A 24,732-nucleotide genomic window follows, 5' to 3' on the forward strand; every position below is an offset into this window, starting at 1 on the left:
CGCTTACTTTTCGGAATCACACTTAAAACGCTATTTATCATTTGGTCGAAAAAGTCATCACCCTCGACAACGTATCGCTCATCGACTTTTTGGGCGTAGAGAACCACAATATTAAAGAAGTGGCTGCTGCGTTCCCGATGAGCAAAATCATCTCGCGCGGTAACGAAATCCGCATTAAAGGCACGACGCCCGAGATTACCCGCATCAGTGATATCCTGGATTCGCTGATGGAGCATTACCAGAAATACGGCAAATTAACCCACGAGAACGTGCAGAGCTACATCAGTCATAGCGGTCAGCCAACGGGCGTTAACCCGGGACAGCCCGTGTTGCCCGACGATGACGAAGTGCTCGTTTACGGGAACCGGGGCATTGTCGTCCGGGCTAAGACGGACAACCAGAAACGCCTGGTCGAAGCCGCTGAGAAACACGATCTCGTATTTGCGATTGGGCCAGCTGGTACGGGTAAAACCTACACCGCTGTGGCTATTGCCGTACGTGCGTTGAAAAATAAAGAGGTAAAGAAAATCATTATTACGCGTCCTGCGGTCGAAGCAGGTGAAAATCTGGGTTTTCTACCGGGCGATCTGAAGGAAAAGATCGATCCGTACCTGCGCCCGATTTATGATGCGCTTGATGACATGATCCCGGCGGAAAAACTAAAGTTTTACACCGAAAACCGGATCATCGAAATCGCACCGCTGGCTTACATGCGTGGTCGGACACTCAACAACGCGTTTATTTTGCTCGACGAAGCGCAGAATACGACGCCGATGCAGATGAAGATGTTCCTGACCCGGATGGGGCCGTCGTCGAAAGCAATCATTACGGGTGACCGCTCACAGATTGACTTGCCCAACAAGCAGAAGTCTGGTTTGGTTGAGTCAATTGACATCCTGAAATCAATAAAAGGAATCTCGTTCGTTGAACTCGACGGTCGTGATGTGGTGCGGCACCGGCTTGTGCGGGAAATTATTACAGCGTATGAAAAAGCAGGGCAATAGCCTGAAAAACCTACTCAAAAGAACCGACTGGCTTTGGCTGGCCGGTTCTTTTGTATGCCTGTTGGTAGCAACGACGAAGGCGCAAACGGTTGATGAAACAAGCCTGAAACGGTGCGGTACCAGCGAATACGAAAAGCGTGTCCTGCAAATTCGTAATCCAAATCGGCTGCATCAGATCAACGAACTCAACCGCCGGATTCTGGAAGCCGAAAAAAACGGCATGTCGGGGCGCCAGGCTGCTGATGAGACCGTTTATCGAATCCCCGTCGTCGTGCATGTTGTACACGGCAATGCGTCTGGTCAAATTGGTGGTGCCAACAATACCAATATTTCCGACGAACAGATCGCTTCGCAGATCCAGGTACTCAACGAAGATTACCGCCGGAAAGAAGGCACCAACGGCTACAACACAAGTGCCATCGGGGCGGATGCAAAGATTGAGTTTTTTCTGGCGACGGCTGACCCGAACGGACAGGCGACAAACGGCATTACCCGGCATTATTACGCGCAAAAATCATCATTCGATATTTTTACGGACGATGTGCTTTTATCGCGGATTGCATACTGGCCCAGCGACCGCTATCTGAACATCTGGGTTACGACATTACAAAATAACTATCTGGGTTATACGCAGTTTCCGACGGAGGCTGATACGTTGAAAGGATTACCCGGTGAGTCCGACGAGTTTGTGGATGGGTCCATCATTGATTATCGGTACTTCGGACGAAAAACTGGGACGGTGACCAGCGCTAGCTATTCGCTTGGCCGGACGGCAACGCACGAAATTGGGCACTGGCTGGGGCTGATACACACCTGGGGCGATGGCGATGGATGCGCCGAAGACTACGTAGCAGACACCCCGCCAACCAAAGCCGCTAACCAGACCACCCAATGTCGAACCACGTATTCCACGTGTTTCAACGGTATACAAACGCGTGATCTGACCGAAGATTACATGGATTACTCGCCTGACGCCTGCATGAATCTGTTCACGCAGGGGCAAGTCAGCCGAATGCGGGCGGTATTGCAGTTCAGTCCTCGGCGGGCCAAGCTCATCAAATCACTTGCTGCATTGCCCGAAACGGAAAACCTGACCATCAACGTTTATCCCAATCCCGCTGTATCCGACCCTACGGTTGATGTGCAGTTGAAGGGGTTTCAGTCGTTTACGGTTGATCTGGAAGACATGAGCGGACGGCAAGTGCGGAAGCTGAACTACACCAACGCACCGAGCACGCGCGTCAGTGTTCCAATCAGCGGTTTACCAACGGGCTTATACATTTTGCGGGTTAAAACGGAGGACGAAACGACCAGTAAGCGCTTGCTGGTGCAGTAGAAATTAGGACCAGGGGTTGCGGTGCGGTTAACAGAATAAATCGTATACTTGGCAATTGTATCCCCGAAAAGCCTAATCGCCAGTCCGTATGATTACCGTTTTACCAGTAGCCAACGAGAAGGAGCTGAACGACGCTTTTGCCATTCGACGAATTGTTTTTGTGGATGAGCAAAACGTGCATCCTGATGAAGAATACGATGAATTTGAGACGACCAGCACGCATTTCCTGGCCCGGGCCGATGGAGAACCCTGCGGCACAGCGCGCTGGCGACGCACATCGAATGGGGTTAAACTGGAACGCTTTGCCGTTTTGCCCACCTGCCGGGGAAAGGGCGTCGGTAAAGCGCTGGTTCAGACGGTGCTGAACGACGTTTTCAGTCAGCAGCCGGAGCCTATCGAAAGCATATACCTTCACGCCCAGGTAACGGCTATGCCGCTCTACGCGGGTTTTGGATTCGTTCCCGTCGGGGCAATATTTGACGAAGCCGGTATACCTCATTGTAAGATGGTATTGCCGGGCTCAGCCTACACGAAAGAATGAGTCCGCAGGGTACAGTCGGACAACCGTTTGTTCGCTTCGCAGCTGCGTTGATTGCGGGCATTGTCGTTTACGATCAATGGCCCCACGCTTGTGCCATTGCCTTATTGGCGCTGGTAGTTGGAACAGGATTGTTCGGTTTCGGATTTGTCCAGAATCGAAACCGTATACTGAAACCGATACAGATCAAGCAGGGTCTCGGCGGACTATTGATCCTACTGGCATTGGGGTGGGGTATTGCCTACCAGCATACGGCTAGCAATCGCCCGAATAACATCAGTCACCTACGCGATACCTTGCAGGCCTACGAGGGCGTGATTGCTGCCCAGCCCGAAGAACGGGCTAAAACTTACCGCGTCGAACTGGAAATCCGACGGGGCAACTGGCTGAGTAGCGACAGTGCCCAACAGTGGCAGCCGCTTAGTGGCCGGGTGATCGTTTATCTGGATAAAGCCGCTCAGAAGGTAACAGAAGGGGATAGTGCCAAAGCTGTTGGGTCGCTAGTGGCCCGACCTCGGTACGGTGATGTATGGGTCGTGTTGGGATCTCCTCGGCCAATTGATCCGCCCCTGAATCCTGGCGAGTTTAATTACAAGCGATACCTCAGCTACCGCAACATCTACCACCAGCAATACCTACGTCCGTTTCAGCGAACGATAATAGGCTACGACCCACCGAATCCGGTGACAAGGCTGGCGACTGCGGTCAACAGTTGGGCGGATAGCGTATTCACCCGGCAGATTGGTTCCCGCGCTGAATACGGCATCGTTAACGCCATGATTCTGGGCGTACGGGACGATCTGGATACCGAACTCTACCGCGCTTATTCAGCCGCCGGGGCCGTTCACGTCTTGTCTGTATCGGGCTTGCACGTAGGTATTTTGTTTGCCGTGCTGACGTTTCTGTTGAGTTTTTTGACCAAGCGACCACGCGGAAAGCTGCTGATGGCGGTGCTACAATTGGCTATTTTGTGGTTTTACGCCCTGGTAACCGGGTTTTCGCCCCCCGTGCTGCGGTCGGCAGGAATGTTTACGCTGGTTATCGTAGCCAATGCGTTCGGGCGGCAGCAGCAGCTGATGAACACGCTGGGCGCATCGGCTTTTTTTATTCTGTGCTTTGATCCGTATGCGGTGTTTTCGGCCGGGTTCCAGTTGTCGTATTTGGCGGTGGCCGGTATTGGTGCCTGGCAATCGTCGCTTTACCAGACGTACACGTTTCGAAACAAGTGGGTCAACCGGCTATGGGAGCTAACAGCGGTAGCACTGGTAGCCCAGCTTATCACGTTTCCCTTGGGAGTCTTTTATTTCCACCAGTTCCCGACTTACTTTCTGCTGGCAAATCCGATCGTTATCGTCATGTCGGAAATCCTGTTGCCACTAGCGATGGTAACGCTGGCATTGAGTTGGGTTCCTTATGTAAATGAACTGCTCGGTTGGCTGTTGCAGAAAACGGCCTGGTTATTAAACTATGCCGTTTCGCAAACGGGTCAGTTGCCCGGTGCTGCCTGGGAAGGATTGTGGTTATCGTCCGTGGCGATGCTGTTGACCTATGCCGTTATCTTTTGTGCTGTCGCGCTGGTTATGGTTCGTAACCGCGCGTATCTGTGGGCTGCTTGCGTCAGCGCCTTGCTGTTATCAAGTGTGTTGCTCTGGAACCAATACGAACAGGCGCATCAGCAGCGACTGGCTGTTCATTTCCTGCCTCACCGAACGGCTATTAGTCTGACTTACGGCCACGAAAGCACATTGCTGACGGATGTAGACCCGACTGATACCCGTTCGTTCGATTTTTACCTAAAGAATACGTTCGGACAATGGGGTGTTTCCAGGCTCATGGTTAACAACCTGCGTTATGACGTCAAACAAACGGCCAGCCCACCAAAAAAGGATGCGGCCTTTTACCAGACCAAGGAATACGCCCTTTGGGTGTGGCGTGGTAAAACCCTGTTGCTGGTCAACAAATTGACCGGACGTAATCGGTGGAAGCTCCCGGCGGTGGTTGATTACCTGATTATTCGTCGGAACGCCCTGCGCGAGTGGGACCAGTTAAACGGGCGAGTCGTGGCCCGACACATCATCTTCGATGATTCGAGCAAGACACCACTGACTGATAAGCTGTTAGCCGAAGCGGAGCAACGCGGCATAACGTGCTACTCGGTCCGGCAGATGGGCGCCTACGTGACCGATTTATAGCAGGGCTATTTCCTGTTAAACGAAGTGCGGTCAGGTTTGAGAACCTGACCGCACACCCATTAAAAACTGTCGGCTTTACCAGACCGCGTTGTGGATCAATGATTGACCGCCTTGTTGGTTGAATCTTTTTTGGGAGCGGGTGGGCGGTACCCGCCGATGTCCTTCTGCATCGCTTCCTTTTTCGACTGATAAAGCGACCATTGATCAGCAGTCAGGATCGGACGAAGTTTATCTTCTTTTTCTTCGTTCATCATCAGCATCATATCCTGAATCTGCTTGATCGTTTCGGGTGAAGGGCGTTCCCCTTTCGTACCAACGATGTCCTTGATAGCGTCCTGCTGCTGACTGGCGTATTCATTGTTGAGCTGTTTGACCGCCTTCGCCTGATCTTTCGTCAGCGCCAGATTGTCTTTCAGCCACTTCGTTTCTTTGTTTGCCATGTCACCGGCGATGTTGGGAATCGACGCTCGTGGCGAGGAACTCGGCATGCTTTGCATACCACCCATGCGCCCATAACCGCCACCGCCATAGCCGCCCCCGTAGCCCCCGTACTGACCAAAGCTCACATGCGTGAGCATCAGTCCCGTACCCAGGCATACACTAGACAACAATACGCTTAAACGAATCCGAAATTTCATGATAATTGCTTCTTGGACAAGTACAGTTGTTAAACGGCAAAGTTCGCTAAAAATTAAAGGAAACCCATATTTCTTTGCGTAATCATTCGTTCGAAGGCCAAGCCGATAATTAAGGCTTTAAGGCCCTGTTAAGGACGGTTTTTCCTAAACTTTTCTTTCCAACAGTCCGTTAGTTAAGTATATGGAAACGCTCGAAAAAATTCGTAAAGCGTACACCGAGTACGTCCTCGAAAACGGAAAACAACCCACCTCTGTCTTCCAGTTTGCCAAGAAGCTAAAACTAGCCGAAGCCGATTTCTACAAGGACTATGCGTCCTTCGACGCCATTGAGGCTGATGTCTGGCTCACGTTTTTCAACGAAGCGAAAGCAACCGTTGAAGCCGACGAAACGTACCAAGGCTATTCGGTGCGGGAAAAAGTACTGGCTTTTTATTACACCTGGATTGAATTGCTCAAAACGCAGCGCAGCTTTGTCGTCTACAGCGTTGGGCGATTGCGGGAAGAAAGAAAGAACCAGCGCGGGCCGGGTGCTTCCAGATCGCAGGTTCTTCAACCCTTTAAAGACGCTTTTTTCGACTACGCCCGCGACCTGCTGGCCGAAGGTCGCGAAAGTAAGGAAGTCGAGCCTCGTCCGTTTATTACGGACCGCTATCCGAACGCGCTCTGGGCGCAAACCCTTTATCTGCTCGATTTCTGGGTGCGCGACGTGAGTAAAAACTTCGAAAAAACTGATACCGCTATCGAAAAAGCGGTCAATACGGCGTTCGATCTTATCGGTCGCTCACCACTCGATACCCTTGTTGATTTCGCCAAGTTCATGCACCAAAATAAATGAGTGATCGCGAATGTATGATTGAGCGAACAGCTATCGGTAGACCGGTGTCTGGCGCGAAACTTACTCATTCATCCATTCGCTTAATTACCTATTGAGAAAATGAAAACCCAAAGCTCCGTCCCAACGACCAAAGTTGCCCGTGCCAGCCAGTTTGTGAAGGCCGGAGTAAAGGTCGGCGGGAATTACATCAAGCATTACAGTAAGAAACTGATTGATCCAAGCCTGTCGCGCGAAGAACTGCACCAGGACAACGCGGCTGATATTTACAATGCCCTGAGCGAATTGAAAGGATCGGCCCTGAAAATGGCGCAGATGCTCAGTATGGACCGGGGCCTGCTGCCGGTGGCTTATTCCGACAAATTCACGATGGCGCAGTATTCGGCTCCGCCCTTATCGGGGCCGCTGGTTGTCAAAACATTCCGGACGTATTTCGGTAAAGCACCGTCTCAACTGTTTGATAAGTTTGACAGTGAAGCGATGAACGCGGCTAGTATCGGGCAGGTGCATCAGGCGTGGAAAGACGGTAAAAAGCTGGCTGTCAAAGTGCAGTATCCGGGGGTAGCCGACGCGGTAAGCTCTGACTTAAAGATTGCAAAACCACTGGCGGTTCGGCTGCTTAGTCTCAACGAGCGCGACATTGACCGGTACATGGGCGAAGTAGAATCGAAGCTGCTCGAAGAAACTGATTACGAACTCGAACTTCGGCGGTCGATCGAGATTTCGGAAGCCTGCGCGCACATTCCGGGCTTGATCTTTCCAAAATACTATCCCGAACTATCGTCGAAGCGCATCCTAACCATGGACTGGCTCGATGGGTTGCATTTAAAAGATTTCCTGAAAACAAATCCCTCGCAGGAGGTGCGTAACCGCATTGGGCAGTCGCTGTGGGATTTTTACGATTACCAGATCCATACGCTGCGTCAGGTTCACGCCGATCCCCATCCGGGCAACTTCCTGATGCGCCCGGACGGTACGATGGGCGTTATTGATTTCGGCTGTGTAAAAGTCATTCCGGATTTCTACTATGACAATTACTTCCGGCTTGTTAACCCCGACACGATTGATGATGATGCGCTGACGGAGACGATTTTTGAGAACCTGGAGTTTTTAAATCCGCAGGATTCGCCGAGAGACCGTGCGTTTTTCTCCGATCTATTCAAGCAGATGATCCGGATGTTAGGCGAACCCTTTGCCGTCGATGAATTCGACTTTGGCGATGATGCTTATTTTAACAAAGTGTACGCCTTTGCCGAAGATTTGTCGAAAGTAGAGGAGTTGAAAAGCTCGAAGGTCGCCCGGGGATCGCAGGATGGGTTATACGTAAACCGAACCTATTACGGCTTGTACGCGATGCTCAATGAATTAAAAGCCAAGGTGGTGACGACCAAACCCGAATGGCTTCGCTCAAAGAAAGTACTAGCATAACATATGCTTTTAAAAACCCGCTGGTCAAACAACCAGCGGGTTTTTTATGGACTTTACTGCCGACGCTGCACAGTGAATGGAATGCAGGGCGTTGGTTTGCACACCGACAGTTCGTAAGCTCCCATATCCACCCGGCCATCCTGAATCCGGGCTTGTCCGGCGAGATCGGTGGCCGGTAAACGCGTGACAGTTGGATCACCCGCGTTTAGCGCGGGGCTCGTCGGCTTTAGGCGAAAATTGCCGTTGTCAGGATCCGCAAAGAGCGGGTCGGCGTTGAGGTTGTTGCCTAAGTTGTATTCAGCTGGGGCTCCTGCGTACTCCTGCGTGAGAAACGTACCGTTAACAATGGAGTTTTTGACCGTCGGAAAAGCGTTGTAGCCGAAGGAGATCGATTCGTTTTTGTACGAAAAGTTATCCCAGATAATGCAGTTTTTAAGAATCGGGTGGGGAAGGTATGCGCTGGTCGATTTGGTGTAGCCGTCACTGTAAACACTATCTTGAATGGCAAGGGCTCCACCGGCCGCCGACAAGGATTTGTTTTGCGTAAAGCTGCAATTGATGAACTGAGGAGTACTCGTCCCGCTGAGGAACGAACCCGTAAAAACAGCCCCGCCACCGGTGGCCTGGTTGTTGGTAAACAGGCAGTTGTAAAGCGATGGGCTACTATCCTGATTGAACGCGTCGACAAACAAAGCGCCACCGCTGCCGCCGTTATTCGACCCGGCCAGGTTGCCGTTGAACGTACAATTGGTTAACTGCGGATTGCAGTTGAAAACGAAAATACCACCACCCCAGAAAGAGCTATTGTTAACGAATGTACACGCTTGAATGACCAGATTCCTGACGGAGTTGATATAAACGGCTCCACCGCTCCCCAGACCAATCGCTTTGTTGTTTCTGAACAAGCAATTGATGATCCGGGATGAAGCAGCCGTAGCGCAAGCCGCCCCGCTGCTGTACAGACCGCAGCCAAAACTAGCTCGGTTCTGTTCGATGGTGCAGTTGATAATCGATGGTGTACTGCATTTTTTGACGCTGATATTTTGAATGCCACCGCCTGTTTTTCCAATGTCATTGGCCTGCACGCCTTCGCCAAGCACGTAAGACGTTGAGCCGTTAGCCAGATTGGCTACGCCACCGCTGATGGTGAGGCCGTTGAGCTGGGTCGTTTCGTCAGCATCCTGGATGAAAACGACGTGATAGGAATTGTCGGCCTGCGACGCGGGTAGGTCCGAACCGTCTCCCGAGTCGTAGGGCAAGCCAATATCGCCCGATAAAATGGTGGTGTTGATCGTGTAATTGCGCTGGTCCAGTGCTGTCTCCGTTCCGGCAAATCCGCCGTACACCGATACGCCCGTAGCGATACTGAATGACGCTGTTCGATCGGTAGTCGTGGTCGGTTTGTAGGTACCAGCGGCTAGCCAGTACTGGGTTCCTGTGGCGGCCCTTGCCACACGGCTCGCCAGTTGGGTACCGGGTAGCGAATTAGACCAGGAGTTTCCTGACCTGTTACCACCGCCGGAGGGCGTTACGTAGACGATGGATTGGGCCAGCGAAGCGACTGAAACGAAGCAGTAGAGTAGCAAAAAGGACAAACTTTTCATTAAGATCGATAGAATAGGGCGGCTTAAATGACAAACATAGTTAAAAAGCAGTATCCCAGGACAAATACCCTTGTGTTCAGCAACGGAGGAAGGCGGTATACGCTGATCGGGCAAGAAACATGCCACCCTTGGATGAATAAGACAAACCAGCCATTACGATTATCAAAATAAAATGGTTGAACTTTGCGTAATCATACAAAGCACGTAAACCACCGCAACGATTAAGATCGATGTTACTTTCTGCGCAAACGCCCGAATCCCACACCAGACCGCGATTCGACGATATATTTATGGAACTGGCCGTCAATCTGGCCCGACGGTCGCACTGCATCAAGGCGCAGGTTGGGGCGGTACTGGCCCGCGACACCCGGATTATTTCCATTGGCTATAACGGACCACCGGCGGGTACGCACAACTGCGATGAAGAGTATCCGGGAGTCGGTTGCCCGCGTGACTCGAAGGGATCCTGCTCGTTGGCGCTCCATGCCGAACAAAACGCAATTTTATACGCGGCAAAAAACGGTTCCGAAATTGAAGGCGCAACGATCTATGTCACGCTGTCGCCTTGTATCGCCTGCGCGCGGATTATTTATAGCATGAAAATCGCTCGGGTGATCTATTTGCATTCGTACGCGGAGTACAAAGGCATACCGTCCGACGAAGGCGTTGATTTCCTGCGTCGGTTTGGCGTTACGGTCGAACGGTATCAGCCGGGCGAAGGTGTTACGCTACTGGCAGAACCACCGTTGTCTAGTGCCGTCACGTCGCAGAAAACCGTTGGAACGCCGGAACGCGATTCGTCGATCCGATGAACATACTGGCGCATGGCTATCTATCGGACCGTAACGATGGGTTACTGATCGGTAACTTTATTGGCGATTTTATCAAGGGCGATCCCACTCACCCGCGTCATCGGCTTAGTCCCATCGAAATTGCGGGGGTCCGTCTGCACCGGGAAATCGATACGTTTACCGATACGCACCCCGACGTGGCAGCCGTGCGCGATCTCCTGCACCCGCGTTGCCACAAGTACGCGGGTGTTGCTGTCGATGTGTTTTTCGATCATTTCCTGGCGGTCCATTTTGAGGAATTGACAAATGAGCCATTGGCCCTTTTCACCGATTTTTTTTACGGATCGCTACAACGGCTGTCGGTACGGTTTCCGTCACCGGCGGTCCGCATGCTCGATGCAATGGTTCAGTACGACTGGATCATGCAGTACCAGACCCTGGCGGGCATCGACCGTTCGCTAAAGGGCATTGCCCGCCGGACCGCATTTCCCTCTGGATTGGATACCGCTATTATTGATTTAGAACGCTATTACAGTCAGATTGACAGACATTTCACGTATTTTTGGACTGCTTTAGTCGCGCATAGCCAACAAACGCGCATCGCCTTACTTGCTGACTTATGAACCGGACCGTCAAATTTTCCTCGCTTGCCGTCATTCTTGTCTTTCTATGTGCTGCGATTGCGCAGATCAGCTGGAAAAACGCGGAACCCTGGCGACCTGACCAGCTCATGGAAACCGCTGACCTGGCGGCTATGATTTCAGGCACGGATGCCAGCAAGCCACTAATTATCAGCATAGGACCAGCGGCCACCATCAAAGAATCGGTAGGCGTGGGGCCTGCTCGCGAAGCGGAGAATCTGGCCAAGCTAGAACAGTTGTTGAGCAAGGAATCGAAAGACCGGGCAATTGTCATTTACTGCGGTTGTTGTCCGTTCAAGAACTGCCCAAACATTCGTCCGGCTTTTACCAAACTCAACGAAATGGGCTTCAAAAACCATAAGCTGCTGAATATCACCCAAAACCTAAAAGTCGATTGGCTCGACAAAGGCTATCCGGCTATCGACTGATCCGTACGGCTGGCTGTTTAAGCGAGGCTATGATTTGGTTCGTTGATCAACGATCAGTAATTGACTGGTGTTTCCTGTAAGATGTTTCGGTGCATTTGTCCGGGCAGCACGCGGTACACCGGAATGTCGATCTTAAACTCTTTACACAGGCTTTTCAGTTTGCCGTCGATCTGCTCGTGCGTGTAACGTGACGAAAAATGCCCCAGGATTAAAGCACCGAGGGTAAGTTCGGAAACCATTTTCAGCACATCTTCGAGGCTACTATGTTTATTATATCGGGTATCCGAGCTATCGATGTCGTTACGATCCAGAAAAGTCGCTTCGTGAATAAGAATTTGCGTGTTGTTCCATTTATCGAAATTCTCGACGGGGGTATCGCCTGAGTATGCCAGCAGATTCGTTCTGACCTCGTGGGTCATGGTCTCCCGACCAATAGAACGCGCCAGCTGGACGATTTCCGATTGGGGCAACGCTAGGTATTCTTCCTTTAATTTGGCTTTTGTTTGATAAACTAGAAAGCCAAAGCTTTTGTGTTCGTTCGGCGCTGCTCGGACGTGGTTGTTTTTAACGGCCTGAACAAACGTATTTTTGTTGATCTGGACAGGTTCCTCTTCTTTCATCCCGCTCCAAACCGTTTGCTTTACGCGCCTGTCGAAGTTTTTGGAAAACTCTTCCAGCGCCCGAAACGAATTCGAATCGTTGGGGAAATAAATATGCGGAAAACCCTCGCGGGCGTTCAGTTGATTTAGTTGTAACAAACCGGTCAGATGATCCCGGTCGGCGTGGGAAATAAAGACATTTTCTATTTTTCTGGACTTTTGTAACAGCGAAGAAATCAGTCCGTCACCGGCATCAAAGAGCAGTCCCAACTCTTCGATGAAATACCAGGTTGCAAATAAGGCGGTAGAATAAGCTGTTATGTTTAGATTCATCCAGAGAGCAGTTGTGTTCGTCGCTTACCTTGTGCGACAGGTAGGTTGGGTCAGCGTATTGCACCCGTTATGACAAGCGAACGTCAGGAGAAAAGTTTGTGCCGTGCTTTATAGATTATCGTGTGGTTTTCGCCGTCCCAGGCAAGAACAGCTTATCAATATCAGCAGAAGCGTATGGATCATAGCATAAAGGATATAAGGCAGGCCGTAGACGAACTGAAACACCAACTTGTTTACTGCAAACGGTTAGGTAAATCGGCTTCCGACTCCTCGGCACGGGTCAGGCAGCAGCTACAAAAAACGAAACAGCGACAGGCTACAATTGACGAACAAATTTGTCAAACCAGGTCAACTTATGTCAGCTGGCAAGCGCGTTTGGATGGTCTGGCCGCCAAGTTGCATTTAATTAAGAGCGAGTTGACGAAAACAACTCTTAACTAAAGAGACGGAATTACATTTAATGGCACTGCCTTCCGTTATCCATTGCCTTTAGTGCGGTATGAATGGTCAGGAACTATTAATTTTGCCTTATTATCCAGTATCTAGTTTTTCGGCTTATCGTTGCGAAGCCTGTTGCAACTGATTCATCAGAAGCGATGAACCGCCAATGAAAGCCTACAGACTACAAACTCAGTTCGTTTTGATTCCTGCCGTTGACGCTTTATTGAAAGACATCCGAAACAAGCGGATTGCTCCTGTTTACCTGATTCATGGTGATGAGCCTTATTACCTTGACCGTATTGCCGAAGAACTCGAAAAAGTAGCTATTCCGTTTGCCGAACGTGGGTTTAATCAATTTGTGCTTTTCGGAAAAGACACCGACGCCGGGGCGGTGCTGAACTACGCCCGACGCTATCCGTTTATGGCCGAACGTCAACTGGTGATCGTCAAGGAAGCGCAACAGATGGCCGGAATCGGGGACAAATCAACGCAAACGCTGTTCGAGGATTATGCGCTAAATCCGCTGCCCAGTACCATCTTAATGCTCTGCTACGTCAAGGAAGAAGGTAAATCGGGCCTCGACGAGCGTAAATCCTGGGTGAAAGCTTTTGGGTCGAAGGGTAAGTTGCTCGGCGTTAAAAAGCTGTACGATAACAAGATACCGGACTGGGTGGGGGAGTACTGCCGCGAACAGGGCGCTAAGATCAGTCCCAAGGCCTGCCAACTCCTGGCCGACCACATCGGCAACGATTTGAAACGACTGGCGGGTGAGATCGACAAAATACTGATCAACCTGCACGTTGGTGAAGAAATTTCGGCTGCGACCGTCGAACGACTGGTGGGTATCAGCAAAGAATACAACGTTTTTGAACTGCAAAAGGCGCTGACTCAGCGCGATGTGGTCAAGGCAAATCAGATTGTCGATTACTTCGCCCGCAACCCGAAAGACAATCCACTGGTGGTCATTCTGGCCCAGTTGTTTGGTTATTTTAGTAAAGTGCTGCTGGTGCAGTCGTCCAAAGACCAGACCGACAAAGGGCTGGCTCCGCTTTTGGGCGTTAATCCGTTCTTTTTAAAAGATTACCTTACTGCGGCCCGCACGTTCACGTTGCCAAAAGTCGCGGATATCATTCATGCCATTCGCCGGGCCGATGCGCAAAGTAAGGGAATCGATACGCCAACGATGAACGAAGGGGATATTCTTCGCGAACTGGTGTTTAGTATTCTGCATTAGACACTTGACTTTTTATTGCCAAAGCCGCTTTACTGACCCAGTAAAGCGGCTTTTTGCTGACTACGGAGTACCCGAAAACAAGCCAGCCATTTTTCGCCAAAAACAAATTTCAGCCAGTAAGCACCCGACGATGGGTGGAGAGTCATACCTTTTTGTTAATATTGCAACATAGTTGCATTAATAACCGTTTACTTGGTTAAGACGGGTAAGACGACAGAGAGCTGATGCGTGTTTTAAGGAAGCTTGGCTTGTTAGCTGGGTTGCTCATCAGCACAATTACGTCGGGATGGTCGCAGTCGGCAACCTGCCCGACGGTGTTGAGTGGGAAAATTATAGGAAAAGACAACCGGGAACCGTTGATGGGAGCCACCGTGTATGTTCGCGAACTGACGACGGGTGCCGTGGCTGATTCAACGGGTGGTTTTCGCCTGGAGAAGTTATGTCCAGGAAATTATACAATTGACTATCAGTTTGTTGGTTATAAATCGGTTACGCTTTCTGTAGTCGTTGGTACAGAGCCGCTGATTACGCAGCCAACAATCACGCTCGCTCCTGAAAACGAAACCTTGAAGGAGGTGGTCGTTACGGAACGTCGTTCGGAAGCGCAGCAGCTGCTTCAGGTGCAAACCGAGCTTTCGGGGAACGCCCTCGACGCATCGCGCGGACAATCGCTGGGGGAAAGTCTGAAAACGCTGCCCGGCTTATACTCCATTCAAACCGGACCGTCTATATCCAAGCCCGTTATTCACGGTTTGTACAGCAACCGAATTTTGACGCTCAACAACGGGGTTCGGCAGGAAGATCAGCAGTGGGGCAGCGAACACGCTCCGCAGATCGACCCGTTTCTGGCGTCCCGGCTGACGGTGATCAAGGGTGCGGCCAGCATCCGGTACGGTTCTGATGCCATTGGCGGGGTAATTCTGGTCGAGCCTAAAGCGTTGCCCACAATCCCCGGTATTGGTGGGGTGGTGAACGCGGTAGCTGGTACAAACGGTCGGCAGGGAACGGTTTCAGGATTGGTTGAACAAGCATTCGGGAAAAAACTAACCGGCCTGAGCTGGCGGTTGCAGGGGACGCTCAAGCGCGTCGGGTACGCCAAAACACCGAATTACTACCTGGAAAACAGTAGTTACCGCGAGAATAACCTATCGGGAACGATCAATTACACGCGTAAGCACGTAGGAGCCGAGGTGTTTTACAGTCAGTTTTATACGAAAGTTGGCTTATTTACCGGAGCGCAGGTCGGTAGCCTGACGGATTTTTATGCCGCTATCGCCCGGCCCGAACCGCTGAGCCAGCCCGGTTTTTCGTATGATCTGGGCCGACCCTATCAACAGGTTCAGCACGATTTGCTGAAAGTGCGGGCGTTTGTCCGGTCGGAGCGGTTCGGTACGGTAACGGCGGTTGTTGCCCGTCAGCAGAATGTTCGGCGCGAGTATGATATTCAGTCGTTTAGCCGCGTTACTGATCCTGAACTGTACCTGAAACTCGTTACGCAAACCGTTGATGTGACGTGGGAGCACCAACCCGTTAAAACTGCAAACGGTGGTCAGTGGTCGGGAACGGTCGGCTTTAACGGGATTACGCAGGGAAACGTCCGAAGGTATCTGTTTTTGATTCCGAACTACCGCAACTACGGGGCTGGTTTGTTTGCCATTGAGCGGTACGCCCGCGACCGCTGGACGGTAGAAGGCGGCATTCGATACGATTACCGTTGGCTACGGGCATTTTTTCTGGACGAGCGAACGAACCTGACCACGGCGCGTACCCGCGATTGGCGTAACCTGACCGGTTCGTTGGGTACTACCTATCAGATGAGCCATAATCTAACCCTGTCGGGTAATCTGAGTACGGCCTGGCGCGCCCCCACGGTCAGCGATCTGTATTCCGATGGGCTGCACCAGAGCGCCGTGGCTTATGAGCGGGGCAATCCGAATTTGAATCCGGAACAGGCGTATAATCTGACGGTTTCGGTTGAATACACGGGTAAACGGTTGTATGCGGACTTGGGGCTGTACAACAACTGGATCAACAATTACATTTATCTAAAACCCGACTCGGTACCCATCGTCCGGCAGCGGGGGGCTTTCCCGGCGTATTCGTACAGCCAGGTGCGGGCAACCTTTCGGGGTGTTGATGCAACCATTCGCTATAAGTTGACCGATCAGCTGACGTTTACGTCCAAAACATCGCTGCTGTTCGCTTACGATCACACGAACGACGATTACCTGGTTTATATTCCGGCGAACCACACCGATAACGGGTTACGCTACGATTTTGCCACCGATAAGCAGCGACGCATTGCGGACGTGTATGTCAGTCTGAGCAGCCAATACGTAGCCCGGCAAAATCGGGTGCCGACGGTTACGCAGCGGCAGGAAAACGGGCAGATCATTTTTACCGGCGATTTTGCTCCCCCGCCACCCGCTTATTCGTTGCTGGGCGCCGAGGTTGGTTTCGCCTGGCGGTTGGGGACGCGACCCATGACCATTATCGTTACCGGAACCAATTTGCTGAACCGCGCTTACCGGGACTACCTCGACCGGTTCCGTTATTTCGCGGATGAGCCCGGACGCAACATCATGCTAAAAGTAAAACTACCTCTGTCGTTTGATCAGCGTAGTTGACTTCGTCTTTGCTAATTTTTTGTTTCACTATAACCTGACGTACGTTATGCAATTAATGAGAAAAGCCCTGTGGATGGTGTTGCCCGTTATGCTGTTGGCCGGAGCCTGTAAAAAAGACGAAGAAAACGTAGCCCCAACGGACGACAACGAAGCGATTACAACGGCGACGCTGACGTTGACGAACAAAGCGAACGCGAGTGATGTCGTCACCGCTACCGTCGAAAACCTGAATACCACCGCCGATTTCAGCAAAGCAACGTTGAATCTAAAGGCAAACACAACCTACTCGGGCGTAGTAACCCTGCTCGATAAAACCAAGACGCCGACGCTCGATGCTACGGAAGAGATAAAAGAAAAGGCTAACGAGCACTTGTTCGTATATACGTACACGGCAACGACTGGCGCGGCTTCGTCACTGGCTGTTACCATCACTGATGAAGATAGCAACCCGGCACCGGGGCCTTACCCAATCGGGCTAACAACGGACATGAAAACAGGCGCTGCCGGGACGGGAAAATTAAAGGTTGTATTGCGTCACCAGCCAAATACCAAGAACGGTACGGCTACACCTGGCTCCTCAGACCTCGATACTGATTTTTCAGTTGTCGTTCAGTAACAGAGCAGTGTCGTAAAATTGCCCCAACCGGACGACATTACGCATGAATCGTCCGGTTGGGGCAATTAGGTTTATCAGGAAAGAGGCTGCGGGGGTGGCGTACCCGATGGTCTGGACCGGTCTTCGGGAAAACCTGTCGGTAAGCCAAATCGAGTACCGGTTTGTAAAACAACGTGCGTATAAAATAAAGGAGAGTGCGTTTTAACAGCGTTGTGAAGGCCAAACGCATCGCCCGCAATCAGGCGCATCCAGATTCCTTTATCCGTGAAGATGGGTAGTTCGTGGGGGTGATAATTGTCGAAAGTAGGGGTACTTTCTTCATCGGCTTCGGGTAGAGCCACCCAAGTTTGGATCAATTCCAGCGTTCCGCCAGCCAGCATAGCCGGGTCTTCGAACCGCTCCGAATGCGCAATACCGCTGCCCGCCGTCATCCAGTTTACTTCGCCGGGGCGGATTAGCTGCTGAACTCCCAGGCTGTCACGGTGGGTAACCTGCCCATCAAACAGATAACTAACGGTTGACAGGTCAATGTGCGAATGCGGCAACACATCCATGTTCGTTATCTGGTTCGGATCAATAGAAACGGGGCCACCGTGATCCATAAAAATGAACGGGCCAAGCATCCGTTGCAACTGATAGGGCAGAATGCGCTTTACCGTAAATCCATTGCCCAGCGAAGCCGGACGCACGTCAATAACCAGGTCTCACATAGCCGAAATTGGAATGGATCATCTTAAAAATGCGGAATCGCTTTTACAACAAGCAAGCGTTTGTCAGAAAGCGCACTGCTGAGTTACTTACGCCGTTTACGCGTCAAATTCGCCCATTTACGTTAAATCTAGTCGATGAAAATTTACGGGTAGTTATAAAACATAGCGCGTAACGAAGCCGTTAGCTAAGTGTAAAAGAGAATTTTTTAAAGCTTGGCTCGTATTGAAGTCCGGCTTTTTTGTCTTTTGAACGATAGCTTTGTAGGTACCATAAAGCCGTTGATGGCTGCAAAAAGCTAGTCTGGCCAGTAACACGTTGAATCAGTCCCAGAATCGCAAAATAATTCACATTGACATGGATGCCTTTTACGCATCCGTCGAGCAACGGGACAATGAACATCTTCGGGGAAAGCCCGTTGCGGTAGGGGGCTCCCGGCAGCGTGGCGTTGTAGCCGCTGCCAGTTATGAAGCGCGTCAATTCGGGGTTCGCTCGGCAATGGCGTCGTCCATCGCGATTCGAAAATGCCCCGATCTTATTTTTGTAAAACCTCGCTTTGACGTGTATAAAGCCGTGTCGGCGCAAATACGGGGTATTTTTTCCCAGTACACCCCACTTATTGAACCGCTCTCACTCGATGAAGCGTATCTGGACGTAACCAACAACCTAGTCAATAATCCGTCCGCTACCCGAATTGCCCAGGCCATCAAAGAGCAGATCCGACAAGAGACGGGGCTGACCGCTTCGGCTGGTGTGTCGTACAACAAATTTCTGGCTAAGCTGGCATCGGATTACCGCAAGCCCGATGGCTTATTTGTTATCAGACCCACTGAGGGCGCAGCCTTTGTGGAAGGATTGGCTGTTGGGCAGTTTCACGGGGTTGGCCGGGTTACCGCAGCAAAAATGAATCAGTTGGGTATTTTCACCGGCGCGGATTTGCGCCAGAAAAGCGAAGCTTTTTTGACCCAGCACTTTGGTAAAGTTGGACATCATTACTATTCCATTGCCAACGCAGTCGATCACCGCCCGGTAACGCCTGACCGGGTACGAAAATCAGTGGGTTCCGAGACAACGTTCGAGCAGGATCTCACCGATGCTCCCGACCTGCAAAATTCCCTCGAACCACTACTGGACAGTGTATGGAGCTATTGCCAGCGGACGAATGTGTTGGGGCGAACGGTGACGCTGAAAGTCAAGTACGCCGATTTTCAACAAATTACCCGCAGCCGTACCACGCCTAGCCTGATTACGGATCGCACGCTGCTCAAACAGGTGAGTAATGAATTGCTAACCTCTTTGCTTCCCGTGCAAAAGGGTGTACGGTTGCTAGGTGTAGCGCTGTCAAGCCTACAGGACTGGTCGACAGCCAGAAATGGGCAATTATCGCTGGATCTGTGAGCAAAGCACGACAGAATGCAGTTACTCTCTGGGTGGTATAAACCGATTAATAAGTAGCTATTTTGTCTATAAGTTTTTATATAGTTCCAATTAATAAGATTTTGTTAACTTATTATTCCTGTAAGGTAACTCACGTTAAATTAGCTTTAGCTTTACAGTACTAACGTTAATTGCTATGCAGTACGCAGGGTTTATCATTGAAGAAAAGGCTATACCGACGTGTGTTTTTCACGAAGACAGCTATGAACAGGTAGGAACAAGTGTTGCTTACTCGATCAATAATACGCGCACCGGGCTGACCTACGGGCTTAAGCACAGTCTGGAGTCGGCAAAGAAAGCCATCGATAAAAATGGTGCTCGATGGCTTTCTGAATTACCGTCTCATCAGATGGGTCAGGAGGCTCCGGTCGTCGCTTAGACGAACTGGTTATCGACCGTCTTTGTCGTCGTTACTAATCTTCTTTCCTTTTTTACCGCCACCCGTGTTCATTTGGCCAAACCGCCACTCGAACGTCAACCGTACGGAACGGCGAAAGAATGCGTAATTGGTTTGCGACTCAAACGTTGGCGCTGATTGCCGGTTTGTCTGGTACACGCGCTGGTAAAATGGATTGTTGAGTCCCAGGGTCAGGCTAGCCTGTTTGTTCATAAACTCCCGTTTGGCCGAGATACTGTGCCAGTAGAAGCCTGTGTATTGCCCCTGTAAGCTGATCCAGCCCGAGTTGAAATTACCGTTTGCCTGAATCGTGTAATTATTGGGCAGTTTGTAGCTGGTATTCAGATTGGTACTCCATACAATACCACTATTCCCCTGATTCAAAGCCGGGCTGCGCAGATCCACGTAACGCAGATCGACACCTCCGTTGAGGCTCCAGTTTTTTGTCGGCTGGCTCGTTATGTTCGTGTTGAGGCCATACGCCTTACGCTGGGCAATATTCTGAGGGGTCGTGAGGGAGGTCCCCGAAGCATCGACCGTTGCCAGGTATTCGATGGCATTGTTTGTGAATCGCCAGTATAAGGCGGTATTCAGGGACAGTCCTTTTTTTGTGCTGACGTTGTAGGACAGTTCCGTGGCGTGGCTCAGCTCGGGATTTAAATAAGGGTTACCGGTCTGGATATTTTTAGGGTCGCTCTGGTTCAGCCAGGGGTTCAGATACCACACCATCGGGCGTTGTATCCGTTGCGTATAGCTAACTTTAATCGTCTGACCCTTGATGCCTTTGGATAAGGTGATGCTGGGAATCAGATTGTTGTACTGACTGGCCAGCTTTGTTTTTGTCGTAACAAAATCACCCTGAATAGCGGTATGTTCAAACCGCGCTCCGGCGTTAAGACTCCATTTGCGTTTTGTGTCGAGCCGTAATGACGTATACCCGGAATAAACCTTTTGGACGTAGTTGAACTCATTTGATTGAGTCGAGTCCAGTACCAGTTCGCCCAAGCCATCCAGCGACTGGGTCACCCGGTATTCGCTGCCAATATCACGCAGAATACCCTTGAGACCTGCTTCCAGTTTAATTGTCGTGGTATCCCGGCGTCCGTTTATGGTGAATGGATGCGTGTAATCCGTCTGGAATGTGTATTCTTTGTTGCGACTGTAGTTGGTACTGTGTTGACGGTAAATAAGCTGCTCGGCGGTATTATACCGGTCGGTGTCGTAAAAGTAGTTATCGGGCATGCGGCTGAACTGCGTCAGAATCGAAAATTCCTGTCCCGTCTTTTTAAACGTTTTGGTATAGCCCAGATCGAGCTGGCCATTGCCGTACGGGTTGCTGAATCGAATATCGTTGCGAAACGCTTGCAATTCCTCACCCGACGGGTTGGTCAGCCGGTTGAACACGGTGCTATTGTTTGGATAGTACCCACCCCAGACGTTGGCCGAAAAGTTGATGTGATTGGTTGAATCGGGGTCATACTCGGCGCTCATTTCCCCGTAGCCACCGGTGCCTGTATTGTCAGCGCTATTTTGTTGGGTCAAAATAGAAACGGGCTGGCGAGTGCCGTCACTGGCTGTTGTAAAGCCGGTGCGAGTTGACTCGATTTGCCGCTGATTGCGAAACTGGTAACCATTTGCCGAGAGCGAAAAGCCAAATTTTTTCTTTCTTAGGTTCAGACTGGTACCGATTCCCCGGTTTAGATTGCCTGCCGTGGCATTAGCCGACCCGTTGAAGCCTTGAAGTGCTTTTTTGGTGATGATATTGATAATGCCTGCGGACCCTTCGGCATCGTATTTAGCCCCTGGGCTGGTTATAACTTCAATGGATTTGATGGTATTAGCGGGCATCTGGCGCAGAGCATCGGCGAGGTTGCGAGCCATCATGGCCGAAGGCTTCCCGTTGATCAGCACTTTGATATTACCGTTGCCACGCATCTGCACATTACCATCGAGGTCGACGCTTAACGTGGGCACTTTACGCAGCACATCCGCAGCTGTACCGCCAGCGTTCGAAATGTCTTTCTCGGCGTTATACACCAGCCGGTCGCCTTTGTCCTCCACCAGCGCCTTCTGACCTGCTACGGTTACTTCGCTTAATGTTTTCCCTTCGGCAATCATTCGGATCGAGCCAACGTGCAGGATTGGCTGGGCGTCGGTAAGCGTTACAGCCAGCGGTTTTGAACGGTAGCCAACAAACGACAGCATAAGGGTGTATCGGCCTAACGGTAAATTTGGTAAAACAAACGCGCCAGCGCCGTCTGTGGTGGTGCCCGTAACGAGTTTGGTACCATCCATTAACGCTACGGTAGCGAAAGGAACAGGTTTTGTGGTGCTGGAGTCGGTAAGCGATCCGGTCAGCTTACCTGGGTTAGATACTTGCGCCAGGGCACTAGTCAGCCAGGCACCCAGCAAGAGCAGCGTGAGAAGGTGTTTCATCGATATGGTTGAAGGAAGTTGTTTGGACAGGTGCAGGTACCTGAAGCGTCAGTGTTTGTTAGAAGCGTTTAACGTGCCCCGGTAGCACGCTTATTCGCTCGTTGAACCAAAGAGGTCAGCTAGTAGCGGTGTGTTGCATCGTTGCTGAAAATAATTTTGAATGCTGTCGCCCGTAAAACCTACTTTCAGGAATGAAGACGATCCAGTCATCGAATCATTACAAATAGTCCAGTCTTTTTTCTAGGAAAATGTAAAAAGGCTGGGACTGCTAAAAGAAGCGATGCTAAGAAATTAAATAATTTATATTAGCTGATATGTCGCAAATACTTAAGTATATTTGCTTAGGTTGTTTTAGCGAAAAATAAATTATTGGTTGCGTTCTGTATGAAGTCTATTGTAATGATGTTGTCGGTATTCGGGCTGTTATCGATGTCCGGCCTGTTTTTGAAGGAATGCATCCAGACACCTTTGGGAACACTATGCCGGGTCAAGACGGGTTTAGCCGCAATGGCTTACGGAACCCTGGCCGTGCTTATGATATGGGGTTTGTTAAATTATTCTATCGAATGAAAGTGACTCCTTGATCTGGTGACACGCTTGAAAGCAAAGCGGTCATAGATGCTGGTTATCAGGTTATATAGTTCGTGTAGAAAATCCAGCAAAGCGTTTCTGTCGTATATGTAGTCAATTATGGCTTCCGCTTCTCCACAACTGAAGCCCGCCATTACTACTATCAAGACCCGGTCTGCACGTATTGCGCAGGCCGGGTTTTTCTGCTTTAAAGCGGTAGTGTGTCCATTGGATGAAGTACTGCAACGGGCTGTGGTCTGGTTTTGGACGCGTTGATGAGCTAGCCGAGGAATGATTGCCGTCATTTAATGGTTAACCCTGTGCATGCCGCTTCTGGAGCCATTTTAGGCCGATTAGCTAACCCTACACACGTATGATCCATTTCGACACCCTTGCTCTCCGTGCTACGCACCAACCTGATCCAACGACCGGAGCCGTCATACCACCCATTTACCTGTCTACCACGTTTGCCCGCGATGAAGCCAATGAATTACCGGCTGACTTCATGTACACACGTCCTAACAATCCTACCCGTGAAGCATTGGAGAAAGCACTGGCCGCGCTTGAAGGGGGGGCGGTTGCTATGGCCTTCGGATCGGGACAGGCCGCTACCATGACGCTGTTTCAGGCGTTGCGGCCGGGTGATCACGTCTTACTATCTGCTGATTCCTATTACGGTACGCCCGCCCTCCTCGAACAGGTATTTCATCCGTGGGGGCTAACGTATACACGCGTCGATATGAGTGATCTTGATGCGGTGCAGCAGTCGATTCACGAAAATACCCGTGTCGTCTGGTGCGAAACGCCTTCGAACCCTATGTTGTCGATTACCGACCTGCTGACCGTAAGTCGGCTGGCTCACGAAGCCGGAGCTATCTGCGTTTGTGATAATACCTGGGCGACGCCCGCTCTGCAACGCCCTTTCGACTTCAATTGCGATGTGGTTATGCACTCGACCACCAAATACCTCAGTGGTCATAGCGATGTGTTGGGAGGAGCGCTGATTTTTAAGCATGACAATGCATTTGCCCAGCGTGTTCGTATGTTGCAGGGTTTGTCGGGGGCGGTACCGTCGCCGTTTGACTGCTGGCTGATTAGTCGGGGCATTAAAACGCTTGGCGTCCGGATTCGGGCGCAAACGGCTACGGCACAAGCTATAGCTGATTTTCTGGATGGGCATCCTGCGGTCGAGCAAGTACACTACCCCGGCTTGGCCAACCACCCCGACCGTGCCTTGATTCATCAGCAAATGAACGCGCCGGGGGCTATGCTGTCCGTCCAGGTCAAGGGAGAAGCCGCCGAAGCCCTGCGATTCATCGGTAAGCTAAAACTGTTCACAAGGGCCACGAGCTTGGGCGGGGTGGAGAGCCTGATCGAGCACCGCGCCAGTGTTGAGGGCCCCAATTCCGCAACACCACAGAATCTGTTGCGAATCTCCATTGGCCTGGAACACGCTGAAGATCTAATTGCCGACCTGGCTCAAGCGTTACGCTAAGGCTTTTTCGGTACGTGCTGGCGCCAATGCCTTTCCCCAGGCATTGGCGTTTGTTTGTCTGGCGGGTAGCTGGGTCGATACCGTTGCAGGGTATAATAGGTAGACGAGTCAGGAATTTTGACTGGCATATTGTCCAGGGTGGCCCGGACCACATTATCGGGGTCAGTAGGCTGTCGGTAAAACGAGTTGGCCGGTAGTAGCGTCGGCATTGCCCGCTGAGTATCGGGCAGGGAGTCGCGCCGGATGGTTGTGGCGGGGAGCTGGGCGTAGGCAAAGCCGGTAGCCAGCAGCATGAGCAGCAGGGATTTCATCGTGTCAGTTCGGTTAAACCGGGTGAATTTACACAAAGACCCTTTTTGGGACTTATGCGTTGCAAAACCTGTGCTGAAACTAAACCCTAATCACGG

Annotated in this window: 20 protein-coding genes and 1 pseudogene; 15 read left to right on the plus strand and 6 right to left on the minus strand. The window is 51.0% G+C overall.

The window, feature by feature from the left end; translation table 11 throughout:
- The first annotated feature begins 41 nt into the window (after positions 1-41).
- The 4 genes from M0L20_RS18960 to M0L20_RS18975 all read left to right on the plus strand — a co-directional run bounded on the left by M0L20_RS18960 (position 42) and on the right by M0L20_RS18975 (position 5,070).
- Entirely contained in the window at positions 42-1,004 is a 963-nt protein-coding gene (locus tag M0L20_RS18960; protein WP_232562762.1) for a PhoH family protein, read from the plus strand.
- Entirely contained in the window at positions 985-2,340 is a 1,356-nt protein-coding gene (locus M0L20_RS18965; RefSeq protein WP_248478566.1) for a M43 family zinc metalloprotease, read from the plus strand. The genes M0L20_RS18960 and M0L20_RS18965 overlap by 20 nt, the downstream gene beginning before the upstream one ends.
- An 88-nt stretch (positions 2,341-2,428) precedes the next feature.
- The gene (locus M0L20_RS18970) at positions 2,429-2,881 is read left to right on the plus strand and encodes a GNAT family N-acetyltransferase (RefSeq protein ID WP_232562764.1); all 453 of its coding nucleotides are present in this window, start codon (positions 2,429-2,431) and stop codon (positions 2,879-2,881) included.
- Positions 2,878-5,070, plus strand: coding sequence for a ComEC/Rec2 family competence protein (locus M0L20_RS18975; RefSeq protein ID WP_248478567.1), 2,193 nt, complete (start codon positions 2,878-2,880; stop codon positions 5,068-5,070). The genes M0L20_RS18970 and M0L20_RS18975 overlap by 4 nt, the downstream gene beginning before the upstream one ends.
- A 95-nt stretch (positions 5,071-5,165) precedes the next feature.
- Here M0L20_RS18975 and M0L20_RS18980 read toward each other — a convergent pair whose 3' ends face one another.
- Complete coding sequence (locus M0L20_RS18980) at positions 5,166-5,708, minus strand: DUF4890 domain-containing protein (RefSeq protein WP_248478568.1); 543 nt, start codon at positions 5,706-5,708, stop codon at positions 5,166-5,168.
- Positions 5,709-5,889: 181 nt separating this feature from the next.
- Between M0L20_RS18980 and M0L20_RS18985 the strand changes: the two genes are divergently transcribed.
- Positions 5,890-6,543, plus strand: a complete 654-nt coding sequence (locus M0L20_RS18985) for a TetR/AcrR family transcriptional regulator (protein ID WP_248478569.1) — start codon at positions 5,890-5,892, stop codon at positions 6,541-6,543.
- Positions 6,544-6,642: 99 nt separating this feature from the next.
- On the plus strand, positions 6,643-7,968 hold the full coding sequence (locus M0L20_RS18990; RefSeq protein WP_232562768.1) for an ABC1 kinase family protein: 1,326 nt from the start codon (positions 6,643-6,645) through the stop codon (positions 7,966-7,968).
- 53 nt (positions 7,969-8,021) lie between these two features.
- Here the strand turns inward: M0L20_RS18990 and M0L20_RS18995 are convergent, their stop codons facing one another.
- On the minus strand, positions 8,022-9,572 hold the full coding sequence (locus M0L20_RS18995; RefSeq protein WP_248478570.1) for a choice-of-anchor Q domain-containing protein: 1,551 nt from the start codon (positions 9,570-9,572) through the stop codon (positions 8,022-8,024).
- 230 nt (positions 9,573-9,802) lie between these two features.
- On the opposite strand from M0L20_RS18995, the gene M0L20_RS19000 reads away from it, so the two are divergent.
- From M0L20_RS19000 to M0L20_RS19010, 3 genes are read left to right on the plus strand one after another with little or no spacing between them, the layout of a single operon-like run.
- On the plus strand, positions 9,803-10,384 hold the full coding sequence (locus tag M0L20_RS19000; RefSeq protein WP_232562770.1) for a deoxycytidylate deaminase: 582 nt from the start codon (positions 9,803-9,805) through the stop codon (positions 10,382-10,384).
- Positions 10,381-10,986, plus strand: coding sequence for an acyl carrier protein phosphodiesterase (locus M0L20_RS19005; protein WP_232562771.1), 606 nt, complete (start codon positions 10,381-10,383; stop codon positions 10,984-10,986). Before M0L20_RS19000 ends, M0L20_RS19005 begins: the two co-directional genes overlap by 4 nt.
- On the plus strand, positions 10,983-11,432 hold the full coding sequence (locus tag M0L20_RS19010; protein ID WP_232562772.1) for a rhodanese-like domain-containing protein: 450 nt from the start codon (positions 10,983-10,985) through the stop codon (positions 11,430-11,432). The genes M0L20_RS19005 and M0L20_RS19010 overlap by 4 nt, the downstream gene beginning before the upstream one ends.
- 53 nt (positions 11,433-11,485) lie before the next feature.
- On the opposite strand, the gene M0L20_RS19015 is transcribed toward M0L20_RS19010, so the two are convergent.
- The gene (locus M0L20_RS19015; protein ID WP_248478571.1) at positions 11,486-12,364 is read right to left on the minus strand and encodes an MBL fold metallo-hydrolase; all 879 of its coding nucleotides are present in this window, start codon (positions 12,362-12,364) and stop codon (positions 11,486-11,488) included.
- A gap of 640 nt (positions 12,365-13,004) precedes the next feature.
- Between M0L20_RS19015 and holA the strand changes: the two genes are divergently transcribed.
- From holA to M0L20_RS19030, 3 genes are all read left to right on the plus strand, one after another.
- Positions 13,005-14,039: a DNA polymerase III subunit delta gene (holA, locus tag M0L20_RS19020; protein WP_248479149.1), complete on the plus strand. Its 1,035-nt coding sequence runs from the start codon at positions 13,005-13,007 to the stop codon at positions 14,037-14,039.
- A 224-nt stretch (positions 14,040-14,263) separates the two neighbouring features.
- A complete protein-coding gene (locus M0L20_RS19025; protein WP_248478572.1) occupies positions 14,264-16,666 on the plus strand; it encodes a TonB-dependent receptor in 2,403 nt (800 codons plus the stop codon).
- Positions 16,667-16,712: 46 nt separating this feature from the next.
- A complete protein-coding gene (locus M0L20_RS19030; protein WP_248478573.1) occupies positions 16,713-17,282 on the plus strand; it encodes a hypothetical protein in 570 nt (189 codons plus the stop codon).
- A gap of 122 nt (positions 17,283-17,404) precedes the next feature.
- On the opposite strand, the pseudogene M0L20_RS19035 reads toward M0L20_RS19030, so the two are convergent.
- Positions 17,405-17,983, minus strand: a pseudogene (locus M0L20_RS19035) (pirin family protein); the annotation flags it as partial.
- 364 nt (positions 17,984-18,347) lie between these two features.
- Between M0L20_RS19035 and dinB the strand changes: the two are divergent.
- The gene (gene dinB / locus M0L20_RS19040) at positions 18,348-19,388 is read left to right on the plus strand and encodes a DNA polymerase IV (protein WP_248478575.1); all 1,041 of its coding nucleotides are present in this window, start codon (positions 18,348-18,350) and stop codon (positions 19,386-19,388) included.
- 175 nt (positions 19,389-19,563) lie between these two features.
- A complete protein-coding gene (locus M0L20_RS19045; protein ID WP_248478577.1) occupies positions 19,564-19,806 on the plus strand; it encodes a hypothetical protein in 243 nt (80 codons plus the stop codon).
- 9 nt (positions 19,807-19,815) lie between these two features.
- Here the strand turns inward: M0L20_RS19045 and M0L20_RS19050 are convergent, their stop codons facing one another.
- Entirely contained in the window at positions 19,816-22,260 is a 2,445-nt protein-coding gene (locus tag M0L20_RS19050; RefSeq protein WP_248478579.1) for a TonB-dependent receptor, read from the minus strand.
- Positions 22,261-23,206: 946 nt separating this feature from the next.
- Here M0L20_RS19050 and M0L20_RS19055 point away from each other — a divergent pair.
- Positions 23,207-24,325, plus strand: coding sequence for a trans-sulfuration enzyme family protein (locus M0L20_RS19055; RefSeq protein WP_248479151.1), 1,119 nt, complete (start codon positions 23,207-23,209; stop codon positions 24,323-24,325).
- Here the strand turns inward: M0L20_RS19055 and M0L20_RS19060 are convergent.
- Positions 24,322-24,636 carry a hypothetical protein gene (locus tag M0L20_RS19060; RefSeq protein WP_232558190.1) on the minus strand — a complete coding sequence of 105 codons (315 nt, stop codon included), beginning with the start codon at positions 24,634-24,636 and terminating at the stop codon, positions 24,322-24,324. The genes M0L20_RS19055 and M0L20_RS19060 overlap by 4 nt on opposite strands.
- Positions 24,637-24,732: the final 96 nt, after the last annotated feature.

This window comes from Spirosoma liriopis (assembly GCF_023196085.1).
Taxonomy (GTDB): Bacteria; Bacteroidota; Bacteroidia; order Cytophagales; family Spirosomataceae; genus Spirosoma; species Spirosoma oryzicola.

Bases quoted from the DNA above. Each gene is read 5' to 3' on its own strand.
- M0L20_RS18970 (WP_232562764.1), top strand. From the start codon at position 2,429: ATGATTACCGTTTTACCAGTAGCCAACGAGAAGGAGCTGAACGACGCT.
- M0L20_RS18975 (WP_248478567.1), top strand. From the start codon at position 2,878: ATGAGTCCGCAGGGTACAGTCGGACAACCGTTTGTTCGCTTCGCAGCT.
- M0L20_RS19025 (WP_248478572.1), top strand. From the start codon at position 14,264: ATGCGTGTTTTAAGGAAGCTTGGCTTGTTAGCTGGGTTGCTCATCAGC.
- M0L20_RS19045 (WP_248478577.1), top strand. From the start codon at position 19,564: ATGCAGTACGCAGGGTTTATCATTGAAGAAAAGGCTATACCGACGTGT.
- M0L20_RS18965 (WP_248478566.1), top strand. From the start codon at position 985: ATGAAAAAGCAGGGCAATAGCCTGAAAAACCTACTCAAAAGAACCGAC.
- M0L20_RS19030 (WP_248478573.1), top strand. From the start codon at position 16,713: ATGCAATTAATGAGAAAAGCCCTGTGGATGGTGTTGCCCGTTATGCTG.
- M0L20_RS18985 (WP_248478569.1), top strand. From the start codon at position 5,890: ATGGAAACGCTCGAAAAAATTCGTAAAGCGTACACCGAGTACGTCCTC.
- M0L20_RS19050 (WP_248478579.1), bottom strand. From the start codon at position 22,260: ATGAAACACCTTCTCACGCTGCTCTTGCTGGGTGCCTGGCTGACTAGT.
- M0L20_RS18990 (WP_232562768.1), top strand. From the start codon at position 6,643: ATGAAAACCCAAAGCTCCGTCCCAACGACCAAAGTTGCCCGTGCCAGC.
- dinB (WP_248478575.1), top strand. From the start codon at position 18,348: ATGGATGCCTTTTACGCATCCGTCGAGCAACGGGACAATGAACATCTT.
- M0L20_RS19015 (WP_248478571.1), bottom strand. From the start codon at position 12,364: ATGAATCTAAACATAACAGCTTATTCTACCGCCTTATTTGCAACCTGG.
- M0L20_RS19010 (WP_232562772.1), top strand. From the start codon at position 10,983: ATGAACCGGACCGTCAAATTTTCCTCGCTTGCCGTCATTCTTGTCTTT.
- M0L20_RS18995 (WP_248478570.1), bottom strand. From the start codon at position 9,572: ATGAAAAGTTTGTCCTTTTTGCTACTCTACTGCTTCGTTTCAGTCGCT.
- M0L20_RS19005 (WP_232562771.1), top strand. From the start codon at position 10,381: ATGAACATACTGGCGCATGGCTATCTATCGGACCGTAACGATGGGTTA.
- M0L20_RS19060 (WP_232558190.1), bottom strand. From the start codon at position 24,636: ATGAAATCCCTGCTGCTCATGCTGCTGGCTACCGGCTTTGCCTACGCC.
- M0L20_RS19000 (WP_232562770.1), top strand. From the start codon at position 9,803: ATGTTACTTTCTGCGCAAACGCCCGAATCCCACACCAGACCGCGATTC.
- M0L20_RS18980 (WP_248478568.1), bottom strand. From the start codon at position 5,708: ATGAAATTTCGGATTCGTTTAAGCGTATTGTTGTCTAGTGTATGCCTG.